Here is an 18,184-nt window from a genome sequence, read left to right as displayed (position 1 = left end):
CTTTAGAGCACTTTCTCGAGGAAGGACCGGGTGCGGACTTCCTGGGGGTTGCCGAGGACTTCGCGGGCGTCGCCGCGTTCGATGATGTAGCCCTCGTCCATGAAGAGCAGGTTGTCGGAGACCTCGCGGGCGAAGCCCATTTCGTGGGTGACGACCACCATGGTCATGCCCTTCTTGGCCAGGTCCTTCATGACGGCAAGGACTTCGCCGACCTTTTCGGGGTCCAGGGCCGAGGTGGGTTCGTCGAAGAGCATGATCTCCGGGTCCATGGCCAGGGAACGGGCGATCGCCACGCGCTGCTGCTGTCCGCCGGAGAGCTGGGCGGGGTACTTAAACCCGTGGCCGTCGAGTCCCACGCTGGCCAGCAGTTCGTCCGCTCGGGCGGCAGCCATCTTCTTGTCCTGCCCTTTGACCAGGACCGGGCCGGACATGACGTTTTCCCGGGCGGTCATATTCGGGAAGAGGTTGAACTGCTGGAAGACCATCCCCACCCGGGTGCGCTGCTGGGCCAGCTTCTTCCTGCTCAGGGCGTGGTAGGCGTGGTCGGTCTCGTAGTAACCGAAGTCCTCGCCATTGACCTTCAGCACACCGGAATCGGCGGTTTCCAGACCGTTGAGGCAGCGAAGCAGGGTGGATTTGCCGGAGCCGGACGGGCCGATGATGCAGCAGACTTCGCCGCTGGCGACGTCCAGATCGATGTTCTGCAGGACCGTCTTGTGTCCGAAGGACTTGCGCAGGCTCCGGACCTGAATCGTACCGTCAGTGCTCATCGGAGGTTACCTTCTTCCTGTTCTCTCAGGACAACCTTTTTCGCCTTCCGGGGCAGCGTGGAGGTTGCACGCGAGTATCGTTTCTCGAGTTTGGCCTGCGGGTAGCTCAGCAGCAGGGTCATCACCAGGTACCAGAGGCTGGCGACGATCAGCAGCGGAATGGTCTCGAAGGTGCGGGCGTAGATCAGCTGCGCGCTCTGCAGCAGCTCAGCAACGCCCAGGACACTGACCAGGGACGTTCCCTTGAACATGCCGATCACCTGGTTGCCGGTGGCCGGGATGATCGAGGGCATCGCCTGCGGGATGATGACCTTGCGCATCCGCATTCCGGCGCTCATGCCCAGGGAATCGGCGGCCTCAATTTGTCCCTTTCCGACGGCGGAGAAACCGCCGCGGATGATCTCGGCCATGTAGGCCGCCTCGTTCAGGGTCAAACCGACCAACGCCGCGGTGATCGGGCCCATCAGGGTATTCATGTCTACGGCCATGCCGATGTCCGTGAACGGGATCCCGATCATCAGGTTCGGATACAGGGCCGAGACGTTGAACCAGAAGATCAGCTGGACCAGCACCGGGGTGCCGCGGAACAGATTGATGTAAATGTTCGCGGCAATGGACACCGGCTTCACATGCGAGGAACGCATGATCGCCAAGGCAAGGCCGAGCAGTGTTCCCATGACCATGCTCGCGATCGTCAGGAAGATCGTGAGCATGAGCCCGCGCAGGATCGATTCGGCGAAGAAGTACTTTCCGACGATGCCCCATTTGAAGTTGGGGTTCGTCAGGACCGAGGCGAGGATCCCGATGCCGATGAGGATGCTCAGGATCCATCCGGCGTACTCGGTGGGAGTCCGAACCCGAAGCCGCGGCTTCAGCACCGCATCGATGCTCCCCATCGGTAATTTGCTTCCTTTTTTGATAGCAGTCGTCATTCAGGCCACCCGCTAGTTGAGCTTAGCGTCGGCGATGGCCCCGAACTCCAGGCCCCAGGTCTTGAGGGACTCCTTGTACTCCGGGGTACCAAGGATCGACTGGACTGCCGCCTGCAGAGCCGGAGTCAGGTCCGAACCCTTCTTCACGGCGACAGCACAGATGCCGGTACCACCAACATTCAGCGCTGGCGTGAGCATCTTGAACGAGTCCGGCTGCTGCGTCTGCGCCCAGGCGAGTGCGGTCGTGTCGTAGAGGACTCCGTCGACCCGCTTTGCGTGCAGCTGGACCAGCGCCTCCTGGACGCTCGGCAGCGTGACGGCATTGATGGCCGGCTTGCCCTGGGAGGTGCAGGTCTTCTCATTCAGGGCCGGGAGGCGCTTGAGCTGGCCCGTGGAGCCCTGGATGACGGCGATGTTCTTTCCGCACAGGGTCTCGTTGCTCAGGTTCTGCGGGTTTCCCGCGTTCACGCCGATGGATGTACCGGCCCTGAAGTAGTCGATCATGTCTACGACCTTGAGCCGCTCATCGGTCTTCGCCATGGTGGAGACGGTGAAGTCGTAACGTCCCCCATCAAGGCCAGGGATGATCGTGTCGAACTTCGCTTCCACGTACTTCACCTTTACCCCAAGCTTCTTGGCAATGAGCCGCGTAATGTCGGGATTGAGGCCGATGAGGGTGTGGTTGTCCTGAGCGAGGAAGATGGTCGGCGGGCTGTTCGGGTCAGCGGCGACCGTAAGTTCGCCCTTGTCCTTGTACGACTGCGGCAGCAGGCTCACAGCCTTGGGGTCGGGCTGGACGCCCTCGGAGATGTCCCGCAGCCCGATTTCGGTGGGGCTGGGATTGCCGGAATCGCCGCTGGCAGCGGTTCCGCAGGCATTCAGGGTCAGGAGGAGGGCCAGGGCCGCAGCCGCGGCAGCGGCCTTTCGTGCTGTCTTCATGATGCTTCCTTGAATCATTTGGTTGGGGTGGTGAGGTTGTGCGAAAGCCCGGTCGTAGCACCGGTGGCTTTTTTGAGAATTTGCCCGTGCTCTGTCTTGTGGACATGGCGCTCGTCGTCATCGGCGTCGGGCTGCCATGATGATGGGGCTCGGTTTATGGCCGGAACATAGGCCTCACGTCACGGGTTCTCCGTTACGGTCGGCGTTGCAAGGAACCGATCCGGGTTCAGCAGCGCGAGGGTGTTCTCGCTCGAGCCAGTGAGCGCATAGTCGGCGGCGATCTCCCCGAGTGCGGGGGACAGCTTGAATCCATGGCCGGACAGGCCCGTGACGGCGGTGATGCGTTCCTCACCACCGAGCCGGCCGACAATTCCGTGCCCGTCCCGGGTGTAGCCCTCCATGTAGGCGCTGACACGGATCGGATCCGGGTAGAGGCCTGGGAAGGATTCGGCTACGAGTTCCCTGAAGGTCTGCACCTCATCCAGCGGAACCGTCCGGTCGAGGGCGTCGGGATCCGGAACCGGCTGGTTGACCGCGCCGGAGAGACCGAGCTTCAACCCGTTCCCGGCCATCGCGGGCAATCCGTAGAACTCCCGAGGAGTCGCCCGGACAAAGCACGGGAAGCGTGCCGGATCAAACGCGCCCGGTTCCTTCCCGGCGAACCACGCCGACACCACCTTGCGCGCCTCGATGAGCGTCGCAAGTTCGGGGAAGAGCTTCCCGGCCCAAGGACCCGGTGTGACTACGGCATGATCATAGCGCTCGCTACGGCCACCAGCCGTGACCCAGACGCCGTCGACCTTGACCTCGATCCCCTCGACCGGGGTGTAGGTCCGCAGTTCGGCGCCAAGCGCCTCGGCCCTGCGGGCCGCTTTCAGGACGGCCAACTCCGGACGGAGATACCCTCCTTCCCGGTCCAGGACGACGACGTCGCCCTCGCGGTAGGGATGCTGGGGCCACCGCTTGCGTGCTTCTTCAAGGGGAATGGCCACCGCGTCGACCCCGAACTTCTCAATGGATTCACTGACGTTCGCCATCTCGGCCGAGGCCTCCCCCAGCATGAGGTTGCCTGTGAGGGTGAGCAGCTCGATGCCCGTCTCGGCCTCGAGCTGACGCCACAGCGCCTTCGCGCTGCGGATCAGCGGCGCGTAGTCCTGATCTTCGAAGTAGGCGGTTCGGAAGATCCGTGATTCGCCGGCATGGGCGCTGCGGTCGTGGCTCGTTCCGAACTGCTCGTAGCCAACGACATCTGCGCCCCGCGAGGCCAGGCGCCAAGCCGCCATACTGCCAGCGGTTCCCAGGCCTATGACCGCGACGCGTTTCCTGGTAGTGCTCATTCAAACCTCCTATGTGGGAGCGATAAGGAGTTCTTCCGCGACAACCGCGGGGCTCGTGGTGATGAACCTGGAAATTCCGGGGATCGAGCGCCTTCACTGCGTGGAATGGCGTCACCAAGGAATCACGACTCTCTTATTTTGTCTAACAATCGTGTCTGACGTCACTGTTTGATATTATCGTTTCACAATCTTGTGTCAAGGCTCACTTCGAACGGGGTGTCTGCCGTGAGTCATCTAGGGGAGTGAAAGCATGGAGAGCAAGCCTTTCTCTGAGCCGGCAAGGACAACTCTTGCGAGGACCCTTGCACCACGGGGTTCGGAACGAACCACGCTGGTGGACCAGGTGGAGCACCTCATCAGGAGGGAGATCATCCTTGGAACCCTCGACCCCGGTCGGCATCTTGTAGAGACGAGGCTCGCTGAGGACCTCTCGGTGAGCCGCGGCACGGTGCGCGAAGCCCTCACACGTCTCGCGTCAACCGGCCTCGTCGAGTTCACGCCAGGGTCCGGCACCCGGGTTCGCTACTTCAGCGACAGCGACATTGCTGAGATCGGGGAAGTCTTCGCAGCACTTGAGGGAAGAGCGGCCCTGCACGCTGCGCTCCCCTTGCCCAAAAGCGCTGAAATCGAGCTGAGGGCTATCGCGGAACGTATGCGCGGGCTGCGCCTCCCGGAAGACGTTGACGATCTGATGAGACTTGACCGCGACTTCCACGGGACGCTGATGAGCCAACAGCCCAAGGGCAAGCTGTTCGAGGCCTGGCAGAGCCTGGAATCACTTCTAGCAGTTCAGATGGTGCCGATCATGCGGCGCGGCGTGGGCACCGCCGGAAACCAGGCCGACCGCCATCTGTTGCTGTTGGACGCCGCGATAACCGGAGAGCGCGAGCTGCTGATCAAGGCTCTCGAAGAGCACTACTACCAAGCCTAAGAGCGGATCGCGACGAGACAGGCGGCGATACGAACCTCTCCCGCTGTCAGCCTCACGCCGGACGCGCTTCAACCAAAGTTTCGCCAACGTCATGGACTCCGTGGACAGGTTGGGGTCCACACCTCTTATTCCGAGCGAGGAGGCACCGACCGCCGTCCGAACCGGCCATTCCCTGCGAGCGAAGTTTTCATCCTCCACGGTACGCAGGTTCACTTTGCCGCGATCGGGCTGCTCAGAATGCCGACCCGCTTCCGTGCCCGCCGCCCTTCGCGCCCACTGCGGTTCTAAGCCCTCGCTGCCGGTATCGAAACCGACGACGACGGTATCCCCCAGGTCTGCGCCGAGGGCGAGCACCAGCGTTATGATCATCTCGTGGTCACATCTGGTCGTTGGGCTCAGAAGCTGCCTACAGAAATTCTGCCATCTACCCGGGCCTCTCCCCGGACCCGCTCCTGGTTGTTGCCTATTGAAGCGTCACAAGCGGAAGTGGTGTGGGCTTATGCGGACTTCGCGCTCAAGGCTCAAGTGACAGCGCCATTCTGCATCTGGAACCTGAGCCGCCGATAGAGCTTCCACCCGGCTGCCAACCAGTGGTCTGATGCAAGGTCTAATCCCCCGACCATTCACAGATCCCTGGGGTTCCAACGTCAACTAAGACGAGTGAATCCAGCATCCACGTTATTGCCGAAGAAATGACTTCAAGGAAAGCATCATGAAGATTCAGGGCAAGGTCTTCGCCGCCGCAACTGCCTTTGCCGCCCTCCTAACCCTTGGCGCCTGCGGCACCCCTGCCGGTAGCGAACCTTCTGCCAGCCCTACCGAACTTGGTCTGCGGGACATCTCCGAGGGCGTCCAGCCAGATCCGAAGGCGGTGAGCTTGCTGCCCCAGTCCTACAAGGACAAGGGCGAGCTCACAGTGGCGGCGGACCTGCACTACCCACCGACGATCTTCCTCGCAGAGGACAACCAGACCGCAATCGGCCTGAACCCCGACATCACGAGGCTGATCGGGAAGAAGCTGGGGGTGAAGGTGAGGTTCGTGGATGCGAAGTTCGACACGATCATCCCGGGTCTTGACGGTGGCCGGTACGACTTCACAGTCTCGACCATGGCCAAGACCGATGAGCGACTCAAGGTCCTGGACATGATCGACTACTTCAAGGCCGGCAGCTCCATCGGCGTGAACGCCGGGAACCCGCAGAACCTGAGCAACGAGACCCTGTGCGGAAAGAACGTCGCCGTCACCCAGGGCTCCACCGGGCAGCTGCTGCGTCTTCCTGCACTGAACGAGAAGACCTGCACCTCCCAGGGCAAGCCTGCGATCAACCCTGTGACGCTACCCAACATCCAGGAAGCCCTCGTCCAGCTAAGTGCCAAGAGGATCGACGCAATCCTCTATGACACGACCGCGTTGGCCTGGGCACAGACGCAGCAGCCGGACTCCTTCCAGATGCTCACCCCGCCGCTGAACGTCGGTGGCACCGGCATCACGGCGGTCGCGCTGAAGAAGGGCTCGCCGCTAACGCCGGCCATGCAGGCTGCGATCCAATCGATCCTTGGTACCCCGGAGTACAAGGAAGCCCTCAAGACCTGGGGCCTGGAGTTCGGCGCAATCACCGAAGCCAGGCTCAACTAGCGGACACCTCCACGCTCACCGAAAGTAAGCACAGGAGTCCGGCCCCTAAGGGACCGGACTCCTCCAATGCGACACTTGCTCGCCCGATAGAGAGGCAGAACGCCCCTACCGGACAACGCTAGGCGATCGGCTAGGCCGGGAGGTTCTGAACAAACCCAACCTTGCGAAGGGTTTCGTGAACGGTCCAGCTGCCGCGCCATCCTTCCGGAGTGACAAAGAGCGAGCCGGGCCCGATGTCGAAGCTGCCGCTTTCGTCGGTGATGGTGGCCGTTCCGCTGAGGATGACGCAGACCTCATTGAAGCCCTCGCGGGTACTCGTGAATGTTCCAGGAGTAGCCTCCCACACGCCTGTGCGGGCGCCGTCGGCTTCCCAGACCTTAAAGGACACCTCCGTCTGCCCCGGCGTAGTACTCGTCGGCTTCAGGACATGCTCGCCCAGATCTGCCGTTTGGGTGTCGTTCAACACAATCGCCTTGACCATAAAATCATTCCGTTTCCGGGCGCTTTTTGCCCACGAAGAAGTCTGCCAACCTTCGTTGGCCTGGATATAGAACCGTGGAGTACTCCCCTGACAGCACAACATTGGTGCCACTTGTCAGCAGGATCCGAAGCTGAGGCCGAGGCCGGCCCTCCGGGAACTCAAGATGCTACAGCGACGATGATACACAATGTCGGACAATCTTGATAGACAAATATTGCCCACTAGTGAGCAGCCTTGTCAGTACCTCAAGGCGCTCACCGTTCGGGTTCAGCTTTGCTGGCGTTCTCAACTAGTTCCGTAAACCAAGGACGGTGCCCGCGATAAAGCGCCATTCCCTCCGGGAGGCCTTCAACTCTTGCGACCGAATTTGTGACATCGATAGTGATACGGCTTCCCGCCATGGGTGCGTTGCTGATGTGGACATCCCCATAGGATTGCGGGAGAACGGGATCCATCCAGAGACCGCCCCTGGAAACATCGGCGTCATATCTCATCAGGCTCGTCACCAGCAGAATCGGTGTGGTCGCGGCCCATGCCTGAGGGGCGCAAGCTGTAGGGTACGGTACGGGTTCGGGGAACCGCTCCCGGCTAAAACCGCAGAATAATTCCGGCAGCCGACCATCCGAGAACTCGGCCGCCTCGAACAGAGCCGTTGAAATCCGCTGTGCCTCTTCAACAAAGCCGTACCGTAAGAGGCCAGCAGCAATAATCGCATTGTCGTGGGGCCAGACTGACCCGTTGTGATAGCTCACAGGGTTATAGGCACCCATGTCCGACGCCAGGGTTCGCACTCTCCCAACCGCTAAACATCTCTGGGGACATCAGCCTTTCGGCCACCAACGGTGCCTTGTCCTCATCCACCAAGCCGAACCACAGACACTGGCCCATATTGGATGCGCACGCGTCCACCTGGCGCTTTTTCCCGTCCAGGGCCACGGCGTAATACCCGCGCTCGGGCATCCAGAACTGCTCGTTGAACCGCTTTTTCAGTTGGGCGGCATGATCAGCGAGCTCCTCGGCCAAACGCCTGTCGCCGGTGTCGAACGCTATCCAAGAACGGGCCATAAACGCCGAGTAGACATAGGCTTGCACCTCACAGAGGGCAATTGGCGGCTCGGCCAGCCTCCCGTCCGCGAAATTGATTCCATCCCAGGAATCCTTCCAACCCTGATTTATCAGGCCCTGCGGGTTGAGGCGTTCGTACTCAACAAACCCATCCCCGTCCTTGTCCCCATAATCACGTATCCAATCCAGTGCACGGTCTGCATGAGGCAACAAACTGGCAATAGTGTCCGGCGCGAACCCCCAGCGGCTGACGTCCCCAAGCCAGCAAACAAACAGTGGCGTTGCATCGACGCTGCCGTAATAAACGGACTTTCCGCCCAAGGACAAGCTACTGGACACATCCAGCCTGACTTCATGCAGAATCTTGCCCGGCTCCTCTTCGCTCAATAAATCCACCACTTGACCTTGGCGATCCGCCAGGGTTTGCAGTGTTCCCAGGGCCAGCGACGGATCGACGGGCATCGCCATTTCAGCTGCCCACAGCGCGTCGCGACCAAAGAGTGTCATGAACCATGGAGCACCGGCAGCCACCACGACCCGCTCTGCATGATCCGGGTCTTCTATACGTAGAGAACCCAAGTCGTCGTAGCTGCGCCGGAGTATGCGCTCGATCGAGCGGTTGCCCATCTGCAGCACCGGGATCTTGGCCACCCACTCTTGTCGCCGCAAATCCCGCGGAGACAGCAGACCATCCACTCCCGCATGGATAAACGTACTGTCAGGATCCGCTCCCTCCCCGGCGGGTACCACCGCAAGGACGCTGCTCCATTCACCGTGAGCCGGGATGGACGTCCTGAATGAAATACCGTCCACGGCGATATCGGCGCCGGGTGCGCGCGCGCTGATGCTCTTCCGGACCCCTTGCCAGGAAGCACTGATAACCAGTGATTCGCCATCAGCCTGACGCGTCTCATCCCAGTGGCGCGGAGTCCGTCCTTCCTTGACTTCGAATAGGTCGGCGAAATCGGCTTCCAATCCCACCGCAATAAGACACTCCGCCGGCGCCGCAGAAAAGTTTCGAACAGTTAGCCGCTCCTGGATTCCGGCACCCACTTCACGCAGCCGCTCGACAATCAACGGGCTGTCCGCATAACCATCTGTTCGAGTAACGCGGGCAGCAAACCGCGCCCGATACGGTTCCAGCATTTGCGCCGCTAAGGGCTCCAGCTCCTGCCCATTAATGGTCAGGCTCCAGCCGGACAGGATACGGGTGTCCTGAAAGAAGACACCATGTGGGTAAGCAGGATGAATATCTCCGTTGGGCAACGAAATACAGAAGGATGATCCCTCCACCAGAGTGACCGCCCCTCCGCCTGGCCCCGCTGCTGTATCAGCATTCCATCCAGCCATCCCGGCTCCTCTAGAACCAAGGCCTGCGCGCGTCCTGTTCAAACATGGCCCCTGTGGGCCAGATCGCTTCCAGGCCGTTGTCGAACCACGCTACGCCGCATTGGTTTTGCATGCCATAGCACCTTGGGCGGCATATGGTGGCCGCTCATGCCGCGCCCATTTGGTCCACAAGACCCACCATTTTTGGTCCGTTCGTCATAGTCAACGAGCGATGCGTTCATAGCTGACTGACACTCTGCGGACAGAAGCTTTAAGTACAAGCTTTCAATAGCCACAAAGGAGATCAAGTGACGACGTATAACCTGGCCCTGATTGGTTTCGGCGGGGTGAATCGAGCCCTGGCCGCGCTCATTCGCGACGAACCACACCCCTTCGCAGCTCTCGGATTCGAACTTCGCGTAGTTGCAATTACGGATCTTGCGTTCGGTTCACTGGTGCAAGAGGAAGGCATCGATCTGGCGACAGTACTCGCCATGCCGCGAGGAGCCACGTTCGAAGGACTCCGCGGTGGATCCTCCGAACCGCGCAACGAAGAAGTCATCAAGAACAGCCCTGCTGACATTGTCGTCGAGGCAACCTTCACAAGCCCGGTGGACGGAGAGCCTGCTGTGTCGCACGTGCGTTGGGCCCTTGCTGCGGGCAAGCACGTCGTGACCACAAACAAGGGACCAGTCGCTCTTCACGGCAGGGAACTCAATGCTCTGGCCAAGGAAACCAACACCAGCTTCGAGTACGAAGGATCGGTGATGAGCGGCACTCCTGTGCTGCGCCTGGCCCAAAAAATGTTCGATGGACTTGAGCTCAAGGGAGTCCAGGGCATCCTCAACGGAACCAGCAACTACGTCCTGGGCCGGATGGAAGCAGGATTGCGCTTGGAGGAAGCCATCGCAGAGGCCCAGGAGCGCGGTTACGCCGAAGCGGACCCAACTGCAGACATCGGCGGATCTGACGTGCGGCTCAAAGTTGCCATCCTGGCGAACGAGCTTCTCGGCGCCAGCCTGCATCCCGATGAAGTCGACACCACAGGAATCCAGGAAATTACCAGCGACCAGGTCGCACAGGCACTGGCAAACGGTCAGCGCTGGAAACTCATCGGCGAAGCCACCCGCGGAATAGACGGCAAGATCACGGCAAGTGTGCGACCAGCCACCCTCACCGCGGACCACCCTCTTGCCGGCATTTCCGGTGCGACCAACGCGGTTTCATTCGAAACCGACCTCCTCGGCGCCGTCACGGTCTCCGGCCCTGGAGCAGGCCGGACGGAAACCGCGTATGCCTTGGTTTCCGACATTGCCGCAGTAGACACGTTCATCAAGGGAGGCGTCCATGTCTGAAACGACCATCGTCCATATCAAGTCCGCTGAATCTCTGGACGACTTGGCCGTCTACAACAAGTACGACGGCACTGTTCTGGCGCACCTCCCGCAATCAACCAAGGAAGACGTTGAGCGGGAGCTGACGCGCGCGGCGGCCGCGTCCGCATCAGCCGCGGCCATGCCTCGGCATGAGCGGGCCCAAATCTTGGACGCCGCAGCGGATTTACTCAAGCAGCGCGCGGACAAGGCCGCGAACCTTATCGTCTTTGAAGCCGGCAAGACCATTCGGCAGGCCCGCAAGGAGGTCTCGCGGGCAATCAACACCCTCAAGCTCTCTGCAGCCGAGTCGCGCCGCAATGCGGGTGAAGTTGTGCCTTTCGATTCCTTTGCCGGCTCTGAGAACCGGTTCGGCTGGTTTAGCCGGGAGCCTCTGGGACTCATTGCCGCGATAACTCCCTACAACGATCCCCTGAACTTGGTCGCCCATAAGCTTGGGCCCGCGATCGCAGGCGGGAACACAGTCATTCTGAAGCCCTCCCAGCTGACACCCCTTTCGGCGATGTTCCTGGTGGATTTGCTTGTGGAAGCCGGACTCCCGGATGACTTTATCGTCGTTGTGCTTGGGGACCGCAATGTTGGGCAGGCCATCGTTGAATCCCAGCTGGTCAGAATGGTCTCCTTCACGGGCGGATTCGCCACCGGCAGTGCCATCGCTGCCAGCGCTGGCATCAAGCGCCTTTCCATGGAACTCGGCGGGAACGCACCGGTCATTGTGTATGACGACGCGGACGTGCCCGGTGCAGTTGAGGCAAGCGTTTCCGGATCTTTCTGGGCGGCTGGACAGAACTGCATCGGTGCGCAGCGGATCCTGGTGCACCGCACGATTTTCGACGCCTTCCTCGAGTCTTTTGTGTCCCAAACAAGTGCACTGGTGGCTGGTGACCCGGCGCACGAAAGCACCGATGTAGGGCCGATGATCAGCCGGGCCGCGGCTGAAGAAGCCAAACGGAAGATCGACCAGGCAGTCAAGGCAGGGGCACGCCTGCTTACCGGTGGCACCCTTGAATGGCGCAGTCCTGACACCGGCCGTGCTTACCGGAGTCTCCCGCTCTTGCGAAGCCTGGAGAGAGGAACTGTTTGCCCCAGTGGTCCTGATCGAACCCTTCGACACACAGGACGAGGCGATTCGCTTGGCCAACGACAGCGAGTACGCCCTGCAGGCAGGCGTATTCACCAAAGATCTCGCCCGGGCGATGGAAACAGCCAGGGCCATTGACGCGGGCGGCGTCATGATCAATGACTCCTCGGATTATCGCCATGATGCCATGCCGTTCGGTGGTTCAAAGTACGGAAGCATGGGCCGTGAAGGGGTCAGGTTCGCCTATGAAGAGATGACACAGCCCAAAGTCATCGCCATCGCATCATGACCACAGGTGTTCGCATTGAAAGGGACAGCCTCGGCGCCCTTGCCGTGCCGGCGTCCGCACTCTGGGGCGTCCACACTGAGCGCGCGATCTTGAACTTCCCCATCAGCGGGATACATCTGGGGAAGCATCGCCAATTGGTCCGCGCCCTTGCGTGCGTCAAGAAGGCGGCTGCTTTGACTAATACGGAACTGGGACTGATTCCCGACGACGTCGGGCAAGCCGTTGCCTCTGCTTGCGATGTCGTTGCAACTGGCGACGTCGATGACGCATTCAGAGTCGACGTCATTCAGGGTGGAGCCGGAACTTCCACCAACATGAACGCCAATGAAGTGATTGCGAATCTGGCACTACAAACAATGGGCCACCCGTTGGGAAGTTATGACGTGGTTGATCCAATTGCACACGTCAACAAATGCCAGTCAACCAACGACGTCTACCCCACGGCGGTGCGCCTGGCGCTCGTGTTTGCCTTGGATGAACTGCTCAACCGCCTTGGAAGGCTGTCCAATGCCTTCGCAGAACGTGGGAAGGCATTCGATTCGATCCCGAAGATCGGGCGCACACAACTGCAGGACGCTGTCCCCATGACGCTTGGGCAAGAGTTCAAGGCCTTTTCGGTGACGATCAATGAGGACCAGCGACTGTTGCGCGGGGCTGCCGTATTGCTGACCGAGTGCAGTCTCGGTGCCACGGCCATCGGGACCGGCATCACTGCAGATTCTGGATACATTGAGCGCATCGTCGATAATCTTTCGGCTGTTTCCGGAGTCTCACTTTCCAAGCCTGAAGATCTGATTGAAGCCACCTGGGACACCGGGGCCTTCATGACATTTTCTGGCGCATTGAAACGGACCGCCATCAAGCTGTCGAAGATCTGCAACGATCTTCGCCTTCTCTCGAGCGGGCCACAAACGGGTCTTGCCGAGATCAAGCTTCCGGCTCGTCAGGCAGGCTCGTCGATCATGCCTGGAAAGGTCAACCCTGTCATCCCAGAGGTTGTGAACCAGATTGCATACTTCGTTGCAGGCGCAGATACAACCGTCACCATGGCCGCAGAGAACGGCCAACTCCAACTAAACGCATTCGAACCCGCGATTGCCCATGCTCTGCTGGAGTCCATGTCCTGGCTTTGCAACGGATGCGATGTGCTCGCGGAACTGTGCGTAAACGGGATCGAAGCCGATGAGGAACTGCTCAGAACCCGGGCCCGGGCGTCCACCGCGCAGGCAACCGCGTTACTGCCGATCCTGGGTTACAACCTGGCCGCTGAGATAGCTCACAGGGCATTGGGCTCAGGTCAAAGTGTTGTAGAGATTGCGCTGGGTGATGGATGGCTTAACCAAGAACAGGTGGATTCGCTGATCCAGACGCCATAGGGACGTCAGCGCCGAGTTGGATGCTGGTGGGCTGTCTCCAGGACGAGCAGCCCGCCAGCGCGGTCGCATACAGCCTGAATCAGGCCAAGGCAGAAGGTTCTGGCTACCTGTCTATGGCCGTTGAAAGAGAAAGGGCAGTTGTTATGTCCTTCACTCCGGGAAACTCAGAGACCCGGCACCAAATCTCACGGATCCGGGCTACATCCGACGCTTCAACCCTGACAACAATGTCCAGTTCCCCACTAACAACGTCACAGACCACCACTTCGGGAATTGCGCGCAGACCCGCAATCACGTCGCTGCCCCGCACTCGGTCACGACGCTGGATGAAGAGGAACGCGCTGACCTTGGAGGCGCCGTCGATCACCGATTCCCGGATTGTATAGCCGCGAATGTAACCATCGCGCTCCAATCGTTCAATCCGTTGCCGGACGGCGTTGCGGGAAAGGAGGACACGTTCGCCCAACTGGGCAAGACTGATTCGCGCATTGATGCGCAGCTCGGCGAGGATCCGAGCATCGATCTCGTCACTGCTCTTGGACATGGTCGTTCCTATCGAGGGATTTCGATGGGCGGCCGCCGACAGTTGCCGGTGGGACACTGGCATAACGAGGTTGATGCCATTGCTCTTGGGCACGGGCGTCTCGTAGACGGCACACCCGACTCACGGCCCAAGCACCGGATTTCTTGAACCCCTCGAAAGGGTATCGAATCGATGGATCATCGCCTTGAAACAAGCGTTACCACGCTTCCCTAGCCGAAGGTACAGTGTTAGATTGATCTTAGCTTCTGTCGGACAATAATGACAGACAATCTTTCCCCTCTGATACGGGTCAGCGGCGAACCTCAAGGCTGAACGCGTCCGGGGCGCGCGTCCCATACGTAGAACAAGTCTGCGAAGCGTTTGCCGGCTTCCATTAGGGTCTGCACCAAGCCCAACCTCTTCACTGAAAACAAGGTAAGAACATGACAGCACTTGAAACGGACGTCGCAATCGTTGGAGTCGGCTCCGTAGGGAGCATGGCAAGTTGGCAGCTCGCCTCCCGCGGCCTGCGGGTCATCGGAATCGACCGCTTTTCGATCCCGGGCCCATTCTCCGCCTACGCCGGCGAATCGCGGGTTTTCCGCAAGGTGTATGCGGAGGGCGGGCACTACACGCCGATCCTGCAACGGTCTCAGGATCTCTGGCGCGAGCTGGAGACAATTAGCGGGACTCAATTGCTCGACACCACGGGTGCTGTCACGATCTTCGACGAACACAACCCGCGGTTGGCTTCGCTTGTGGCGGCCGGCAAAGAGCACGGCCTCGACTACGAACTTCTCCGGGGCGATGAGGCCAGGGCAAAGTATCCCGATCATGTCATCAGGGACAACGATGTTGCGATCTTTGATCCGGAGGGAGGCTACCTGAAGTCAGAGAAAGCGGTGACCGCCGCCCTGGTTGAGGCCAAACGGCTTGGCGCCCAGTTCCTGGGAAACCGGAAAGCACACACCGTTGAGACGTATGGTGACCGGTACATCGTTAGAACCGAACATCAAGAAATCATCGCCTCCCGGGTGATCCTCTCGCAGGGTACCGGCGCTGGTGCGGTGTGCAAGGAACTCGGCGTTCACCTTTCGGTTCTGCCGCAGGTCCTGACCTGGTTCCCGGCTGTGGATCCATCCCTATTCTGCAGGGAAGGCCTGCCGGTCTTCCTCCGGAGGGCTGAGGAAGAGGAGCGCTCGGACAAAGTTCGCCTTTACGGGTTCCCGAGCGCAGATGGTTGGACTGTGAAGGTCGCGGGGAGCGTCTACATGGACGAAGTGGAGTCCATGGAGAAGCCGCTTTCGTGGGACCCTGAGTACTTGAAGCCCATCCTTAGATGGGTCCGGGAATTCCTTCCTGGACTGATTCCGGACCCGGTTCGGGTTGCCCTCTGCGCCGACGGTTACACACCAGACGAGACCGGATTGTTGGGAACCGTGCCCGGAATGGAAGGCGTCGTCGTGGCCGCCGGCTTCTCCGGCCACGGCTTCAAGATGGCCTCTGCCTTGGGCGCTATTGCCGCTGACCTTGTTCTGGACGGAACAACTGCCACCGACGTCAGTTTCATGAACCCTGCAAGGTTCCTGGGACCAGACTCCAAGTTCACGTCATTGCCACTTAGCTGAAGTATTTACGGGAGATCCAGATGAATCGTCCACGTGAGCCATTCAGGGTGGGGTCCTTGGTTGCTGAACCAGGGACACGGTCATCGGGCTACTGTTCGGTCGAGATCGACGAAGAGGTCCTTGAGCTTCCCATCGTCATCGTTCATGGTGAACGCCCCGGGCCGATCCTTGCTGTCACCGCGGGAGTCCACGGCGGTGAATACGTTTCCATGGTGGCTTTACAGGACTTTGTTTTCGACCTGGATCCCACGGCCATTCAAGGAACCGTCATCGCTTCGCTACGGTGCAGTCCTCTTGCCTTCTTCAAGAGAACCGCGTTCGTCAACCCGATGGACGGAGAGAATCTCAACCGCGCTTTTCCCGGCGATCCAAACGGTGGACCCACTGGGCGGCTTGCCTACTGGCTGTGGTCAAACATTATCTCTCGCGGTAATTACTACGTAGATTGTCACAGCGGCGACATCCCCGAAGTCCTGGACAACTATGCGTGTATCAGCAACGTTGGAACGTCAGACGTCAACGATGCATCGCTGAGAATGGCGAGCCAATTTGATGTTCCGAGGGTTGTATTGGTGGACACCAAGGGAACGTCCACTACCGAAGCGTCACGTGCCGGAATCCCTTCCGTCCTCATCGAAGTCGGAGGGGAAGGCAAGTGGTCCCCATCGGACGTGGCGGTTCAGCGGGAGGGCCTTGATCGACTAGTAAAGATCTCTGGCCTGCTGGACGAGGACAGCGAGGCGAGAACTCCGCTGCCTCCGTTCAAGAGCCAAGGCGTGATGTGCGAAAGCTCTGGATTATGGTTCGGCCACGTATTGCCAGGTTCGCCCGTCGAAGCCGGCACCTTGCTTGGCATCGTCCGGGATCCTTTTGGAGCTGTGCTTCAGGAGGCCCGGTCGCCAGTTCCGGGAGTACTCATTTATGGGATCTCAAGTCTGGCGGTGAACGCTGGTGATCTCATCGCTTCCATCGCAACGCCCGTGAACGTCGCAGAGCCACATTGAAATAAGGACGCTCCATGTACCCGTTACAGTTTGCGTCCCGGGATAGGCGCAACGAACTGTCGTCGCCGCTTGGGATGCATGCTGGCGTCCCTCATTACGACCCAGGCGCCTGGAGGATCGGAAACACCGCAAAAGCGTTGAAGCTCTTGCCCCACCATCAAGCTGTCAGCCTGTATAGATGGTGGCATGCGGGAGCAGACGGAATGAAGCCGCCGAAACAACTGGTGTAATTAACGTTGCGGACCGCGGTTGTAATGCCTCGTGTCCGTGTCGCGAACAGGCTAGGAGCATCGACAATGACCGAAGAACTGCCAGCAGGAACAGGTTCCCGCACGGCGCAGAAGAAACCCACCCGGGTTGATATGGTAGCTACCGCCCTTCGGAACGAGATCCTGCTTGGCTCACGCTACCCGAGGGAAAGACTCGGCGAACTTGACCTGGCAGAACAACACAAAGTCTCCAGGGGCACTATCCGTGAGGCCCTTCAGCGTCTGGCGGCCATGGGATTTGTCCTTGGGGAACCGCACAGAGGCTATTCTGTGCGAGAGTTCAGCCACGAGGACGTCGTGGGACTTGGCGAAGTGTTCGCCATGATTGAGTTGCAGGCTGTTCGGAGCATCAATTTTCCTGTCAGCCCGGAGACTGTGCAAACCATGCGTGAAGCCGCTGAGCAGATGAGTGAACTCGACCTGGTGCGCGATTTTGACAGGTTTTGGGAACTGGATCGCACCTTTCATGGCTCGCTGATTGCTGAGTGCAAGCACCCTTGGCTGATAGACACATGGCGGAGGCAGCAACCATTTCTGAATGTGATTACAGTCCCGACAATCCTGCGCCCTGGCGTTAAGTACCCGGGAGAGGTGGCTACCGAACGGCACCTTAAACTTCTCGACGCCGTGGTCGGTGGCGATCCCGAGATTCTTCAGCGGGCTATAGAAGACCACTACCATCAACACGACGAGGCAGAGGTAACTCCCGGCGCCCAATTTTGACCGGATGCGCTCGGCGTTCCCATAGGGCCCGAGCACGGCCGACACGGCGCAAACGTGCGTTCGCCGCTAACGGAAGCAACGAAGCTCGTCACGCTGGGCGAGGGTGGAGCGCCCCCTACTCATGCGCAAAAGCTGTCCGAATTTTCCCAGTCCCCTCGATACCTCAACCTGGATGTAATAGACAGCACGGGTTACCGCAAGGAGCGTGGCATGATCATGACCGCCCGCTCGCGGCCGGCGCCCGGGCCGTGGTCTGCGCCTCGACGGGCAACACCTCGGCCTCTGCCACCGTTTACGCCACGGTTGCGGTTGGCGCTTTTATCGAAGGCGGCATGTCGTCTGTGGGTAATACATCTAGCCGACCAGATGCATCGTCGCCGTCCGCGTTTTCCAACACGTCTTAGGCGCACCACGTCTGATGCCTGAACTCCACAGACCGTGGCTGCCGCACATTCCGGACTTGCCTCCTGCTTGAGA

Annotated in this window: 13 protein-coding genes and 2 pseudogenes; 8 read left to right on the top strand and 7 right to left on the bottom strand. The window is 60.0% G+C overall.

Annotation, left to right across the window (positions count from 1 at the left end; genetic code table 11):
* Positions 1-2 precede the first annotated feature (2 nt).
* The 4 genes from ACZ9CK_RS07490 to solA (ACZ9CK_RS07475) all read right to left on the bottom strand — a co-directional run bounded on the left by ACZ9CK_RS07490 (position 3) and on the right by solA (ACZ9CK_RS07475) (position 3,978).
* Positions 3-770 (bottom strand): amino acid ABC transporter ATP-binding protein, encoded by a 768-nt coding sequence (locus ACZ9CK_RS07490; protein ID WP_476049639.1) that lies wholly within the window; start codon positions 768-770, stop codon positions 3-5.
* On the bottom strand, positions 767-1,666 hold the full coding sequence (locus ACZ9CK_RS07485) for an amino acid ABC transporter permease (protein WP_476049638.1): 900 nt from the start codon (positions 1,664-1,666) through the stop codon (positions 767-769). The genes ACZ9CK_RS07490 and ACZ9CK_RS07485 overlap by 4 nt, the downstream gene beginning before the upstream one ends.
* Before the next feature lie 48 nt (positions 1,667-1,714).
* Positions 1,715-2,641 (bottom strand): ABC transporter substrate-binding protein, encoded by a 927-nt coding sequence (locus ACZ9CK_RS07480; RefSeq protein ID WP_476049637.1) that lies wholly within the window; start codon positions 2,639-2,641, stop codon positions 1,715-1,717.
* 179 nt (positions 2,642-2,820) lie between these two features.
* The gene (solA, locus tag ACZ9CK_RS07475) at positions 2,821-3,978 is read right to left on the bottom strand and encodes an N-methyl-L-tryptophan oxidase (RefSeq protein ID WP_476049636.1); all 1,158 of its coding nucleotides are present in this window, start codon (positions 3,976-3,978) and stop codon (positions 2,821-2,823) included.
* 250 nt (positions 3,979-4,228) lie between these two features.
* Here solA (ACZ9CK_RS07475) and ACZ9CK_RS07470 point away from each other — a divergent pair, with 250 nt between their 5' ends.
* Positions 4,229-4,909, top strand: coding sequence for a GntR family transcriptional regulator (locus tag ACZ9CK_RS07470; protein ID WP_426303174.1), 681 nt, complete (start codon positions 4,229-4,231; stop codon positions 4,907-4,909).
* 712 nt (positions 4,910-5,621) lie between these two features.
* Entirely contained in the window at positions 5,622-6,545 is a 924-nt protein-coding gene (locus ACZ9CK_RS07465) for an ABC transporter substrate-binding protein (RefSeq protein ID WP_476049635.1), read from the top strand.
* Positions 6,546-6,675: 130 nt separating this feature from the next.
* On the opposite strand, the gene ACZ9CK_RS07460 is transcribed toward ACZ9CK_RS07465, so the two are convergent.
* Together ACZ9CK_RS07460 and ACZ9CK_RS07455 are read right to left on the bottom strand one after the other, a co-directional pair.
* The gene (locus tag ACZ9CK_RS07460) at positions 6,676-7,011 is read right to left on the bottom strand and encodes a cupin domain-containing protein (protein WP_476050873.1); all 336 of its coding nucleotides are present in this window, start codon (positions 7,009-7,011) and stop codon (positions 6,676-6,678) included.
* Between the two features lie 269 nt (positions 7,012-7,280).
* Positions 7,281-9,441: pseudogene (locus tag ACZ9CK_RS07455) on the bottom strand (amylo-alpha-1,6-glucosidase).
* Positions 9,442-9,728: 287 nt separating this feature from the next.
* On the opposite strand from ACZ9CK_RS07455, the gene ACZ9CK_RS07450 reads away from it, so the two are divergent.
* The 3 genes and pseudogenes from ACZ9CK_RS07450 (at position 9,729) to ACZ9CK_RS07440 (ending at position 13,560) form a co-directional block, all read left to right on the top strand.
* Positions 9,729-10,775: a homoserine dehydrogenase gene (locus ACZ9CK_RS07450; protein ID WP_476049634.1), complete on the top strand. Its 1,047-nt coding sequence runs from the start codon at positions 9,729-9,731 to the stop codon at positions 10,773-10,775.
* Positions 10,768-12,184, top strand: a pseudogene (locus ACZ9CK_RS07445) (aldehyde dehydrogenase family protein). The gene ACZ9CK_RS07450 and the pseudogene ACZ9CK_RS07445 overlap by 8 nt, the downstream one beginning before the upstream one ends.
* Positions 12,181-13,560, top strand: a complete 1,380-nt coding sequence (locus tag ACZ9CK_RS07440; protein ID WP_426303168.1) for an aspartate ammonia-lyase — start codon at positions 12,181-12,183, stop codon at positions 13,558-13,560. The pseudogene ACZ9CK_RS07445 and the gene ACZ9CK_RS07440 overlap by 4 nt, the downstream one beginning before the upstream one ends.
* Positions 13,561-13,663: 103 nt before the next feature.
* Here ACZ9CK_RS07440 and ACZ9CK_RS07435 read toward each other — a convergent pair whose 3' ends face one another.
* Complete coding sequence (locus tag ACZ9CK_RS07435) at positions 13,664-14,104, bottom strand: Lrp/AsnC family transcriptional regulator (RefSeq protein WP_426303167.1); 441 nt, start codon at positions 14,102-14,104, stop codon at positions 13,664-13,666.
* Between the two features lie 422 nt (positions 14,105-14,526).
* On the opposite strand from ACZ9CK_RS07435, the gene solA (ACZ9CK_RS07430) reads away from it, so the two are divergent.
* The 3 genes from solA (ACZ9CK_RS07430) to ACZ9CK_RS07420 all read left to right on the top strand — a co-directional run bounded on the left by solA (ACZ9CK_RS07430) (position 14,527) and on the right by ACZ9CK_RS07420 (position 17,707).
* Positions 14,527-15,711, top strand: a complete 1,185-nt coding sequence (gene solA / locus ACZ9CK_RS07430; RefSeq protein ID WP_476049633.1) for an N-methyl-L-tryptophan oxidase — start codon at positions 14,527-14,529, stop codon at positions 15,709-15,711.
* A gap of 56 nt (positions 15,712-15,767) precedes the next feature.
* Complete coding sequence (locus ACZ9CK_RS07425) at positions 15,768-16,715, top strand: succinylglutamate desuccinylase/aspartoacylase family protein (protein WP_476049632.1); 948 nt, start codon at positions 15,768-15,770, stop codon at positions 16,713-16,715.
* A gap of 296 nt (positions 16,716-17,011) precedes the next feature.
* Complete coding sequence (locus ACZ9CK_RS07420; protein WP_476049631.1) at positions 17,012-17,707, top strand: GntR family transcriptional regulator; 696 nt, start codon at positions 17,012-17,014, stop codon at positions 17,705-17,707.
* Positions 17,708-18,184 lie beyond the last annotated feature (477 nt).

The sequence above is a fragment of the Arthrobacter sp. TE26545 genome (assembly GCF_056279005.1).
This window is presented reverse-complemented; position numbering and strand designations above follow the sequence as displayed.

Excerpts from the sequence above, each read along its gene's own strand:
- ACZ9CK_RS07490 (WP_476049639.1), bottom strand. The coding sequence starts at position 770 with ATGAGCACTGACGGTACGATTCAGGTCCGGAGCCTGCGCAAGTCCTTC.
- ACZ9CK_RS07485 (WP_476049638.1), bottom strand. The coding sequence starts at position 1,666 with ATGGGGAGCATCGATGCGGTGCTGAAGCCGCGGCTTCGGGTTCGGACT.
- ACZ9CK_RS07480 (WP_476049637.1), bottom strand. The coding sequence starts at position 2,641 with ATGAAGACAGCACGAAAGGCCGCTGCCGCGGCTGCGGCCCTGGCCCTC.
- solA (WP_476049636.1), bottom strand. The coding sequence starts at position 3,978 with ATGAGCACTACCAGGAAACGCGTCGCGGTCATAGGCCTGGGAACCGCT.
- ACZ9CK_RS07470 (WP_426303174.1), top strand. The coding sequence starts at position 4,229 with ATGGAGAGCAAGCCTTTCTCTGAGCCGGCAAGGACAACTCTTGCGAGG.
- ACZ9CK_RS07465 (WP_476049635.1), top strand. The coding sequence starts at position 5,622 with ATGAAGATTCAGGGCAAGGTCTTCGCCGCCGCAACTGCCTTTGCCGCC.
- ACZ9CK_RS07440 (WP_426303168.1), top strand. The coding sequence starts at position 12,181 with ATGACCACAGGTGTTCGCATTGAAAGGGACAGCCTCGGCGCCCTTGCC.
- ACZ9CK_RS07435 (WP_426303167.1), bottom strand. The coding sequence starts at position 14,104 with ATGTCCAAGAGCAGTGACGAGATCGATGCTCGGATCCTCGCCGAGCTG.
- solA (WP_476049633.1), top strand. The coding sequence starts at position 14,527 with ATGACAGCACTTGAAACGGACGTCGCAATCGTTGGAGTCGGCTCCGTA.
- ACZ9CK_RS07420 (WP_476049631.1), top strand. The coding sequence starts at position 17,012 with ATGACCGAAGAACTGCCAGCAGGAACAGGTTCCCGCACGGCGCAGAAG.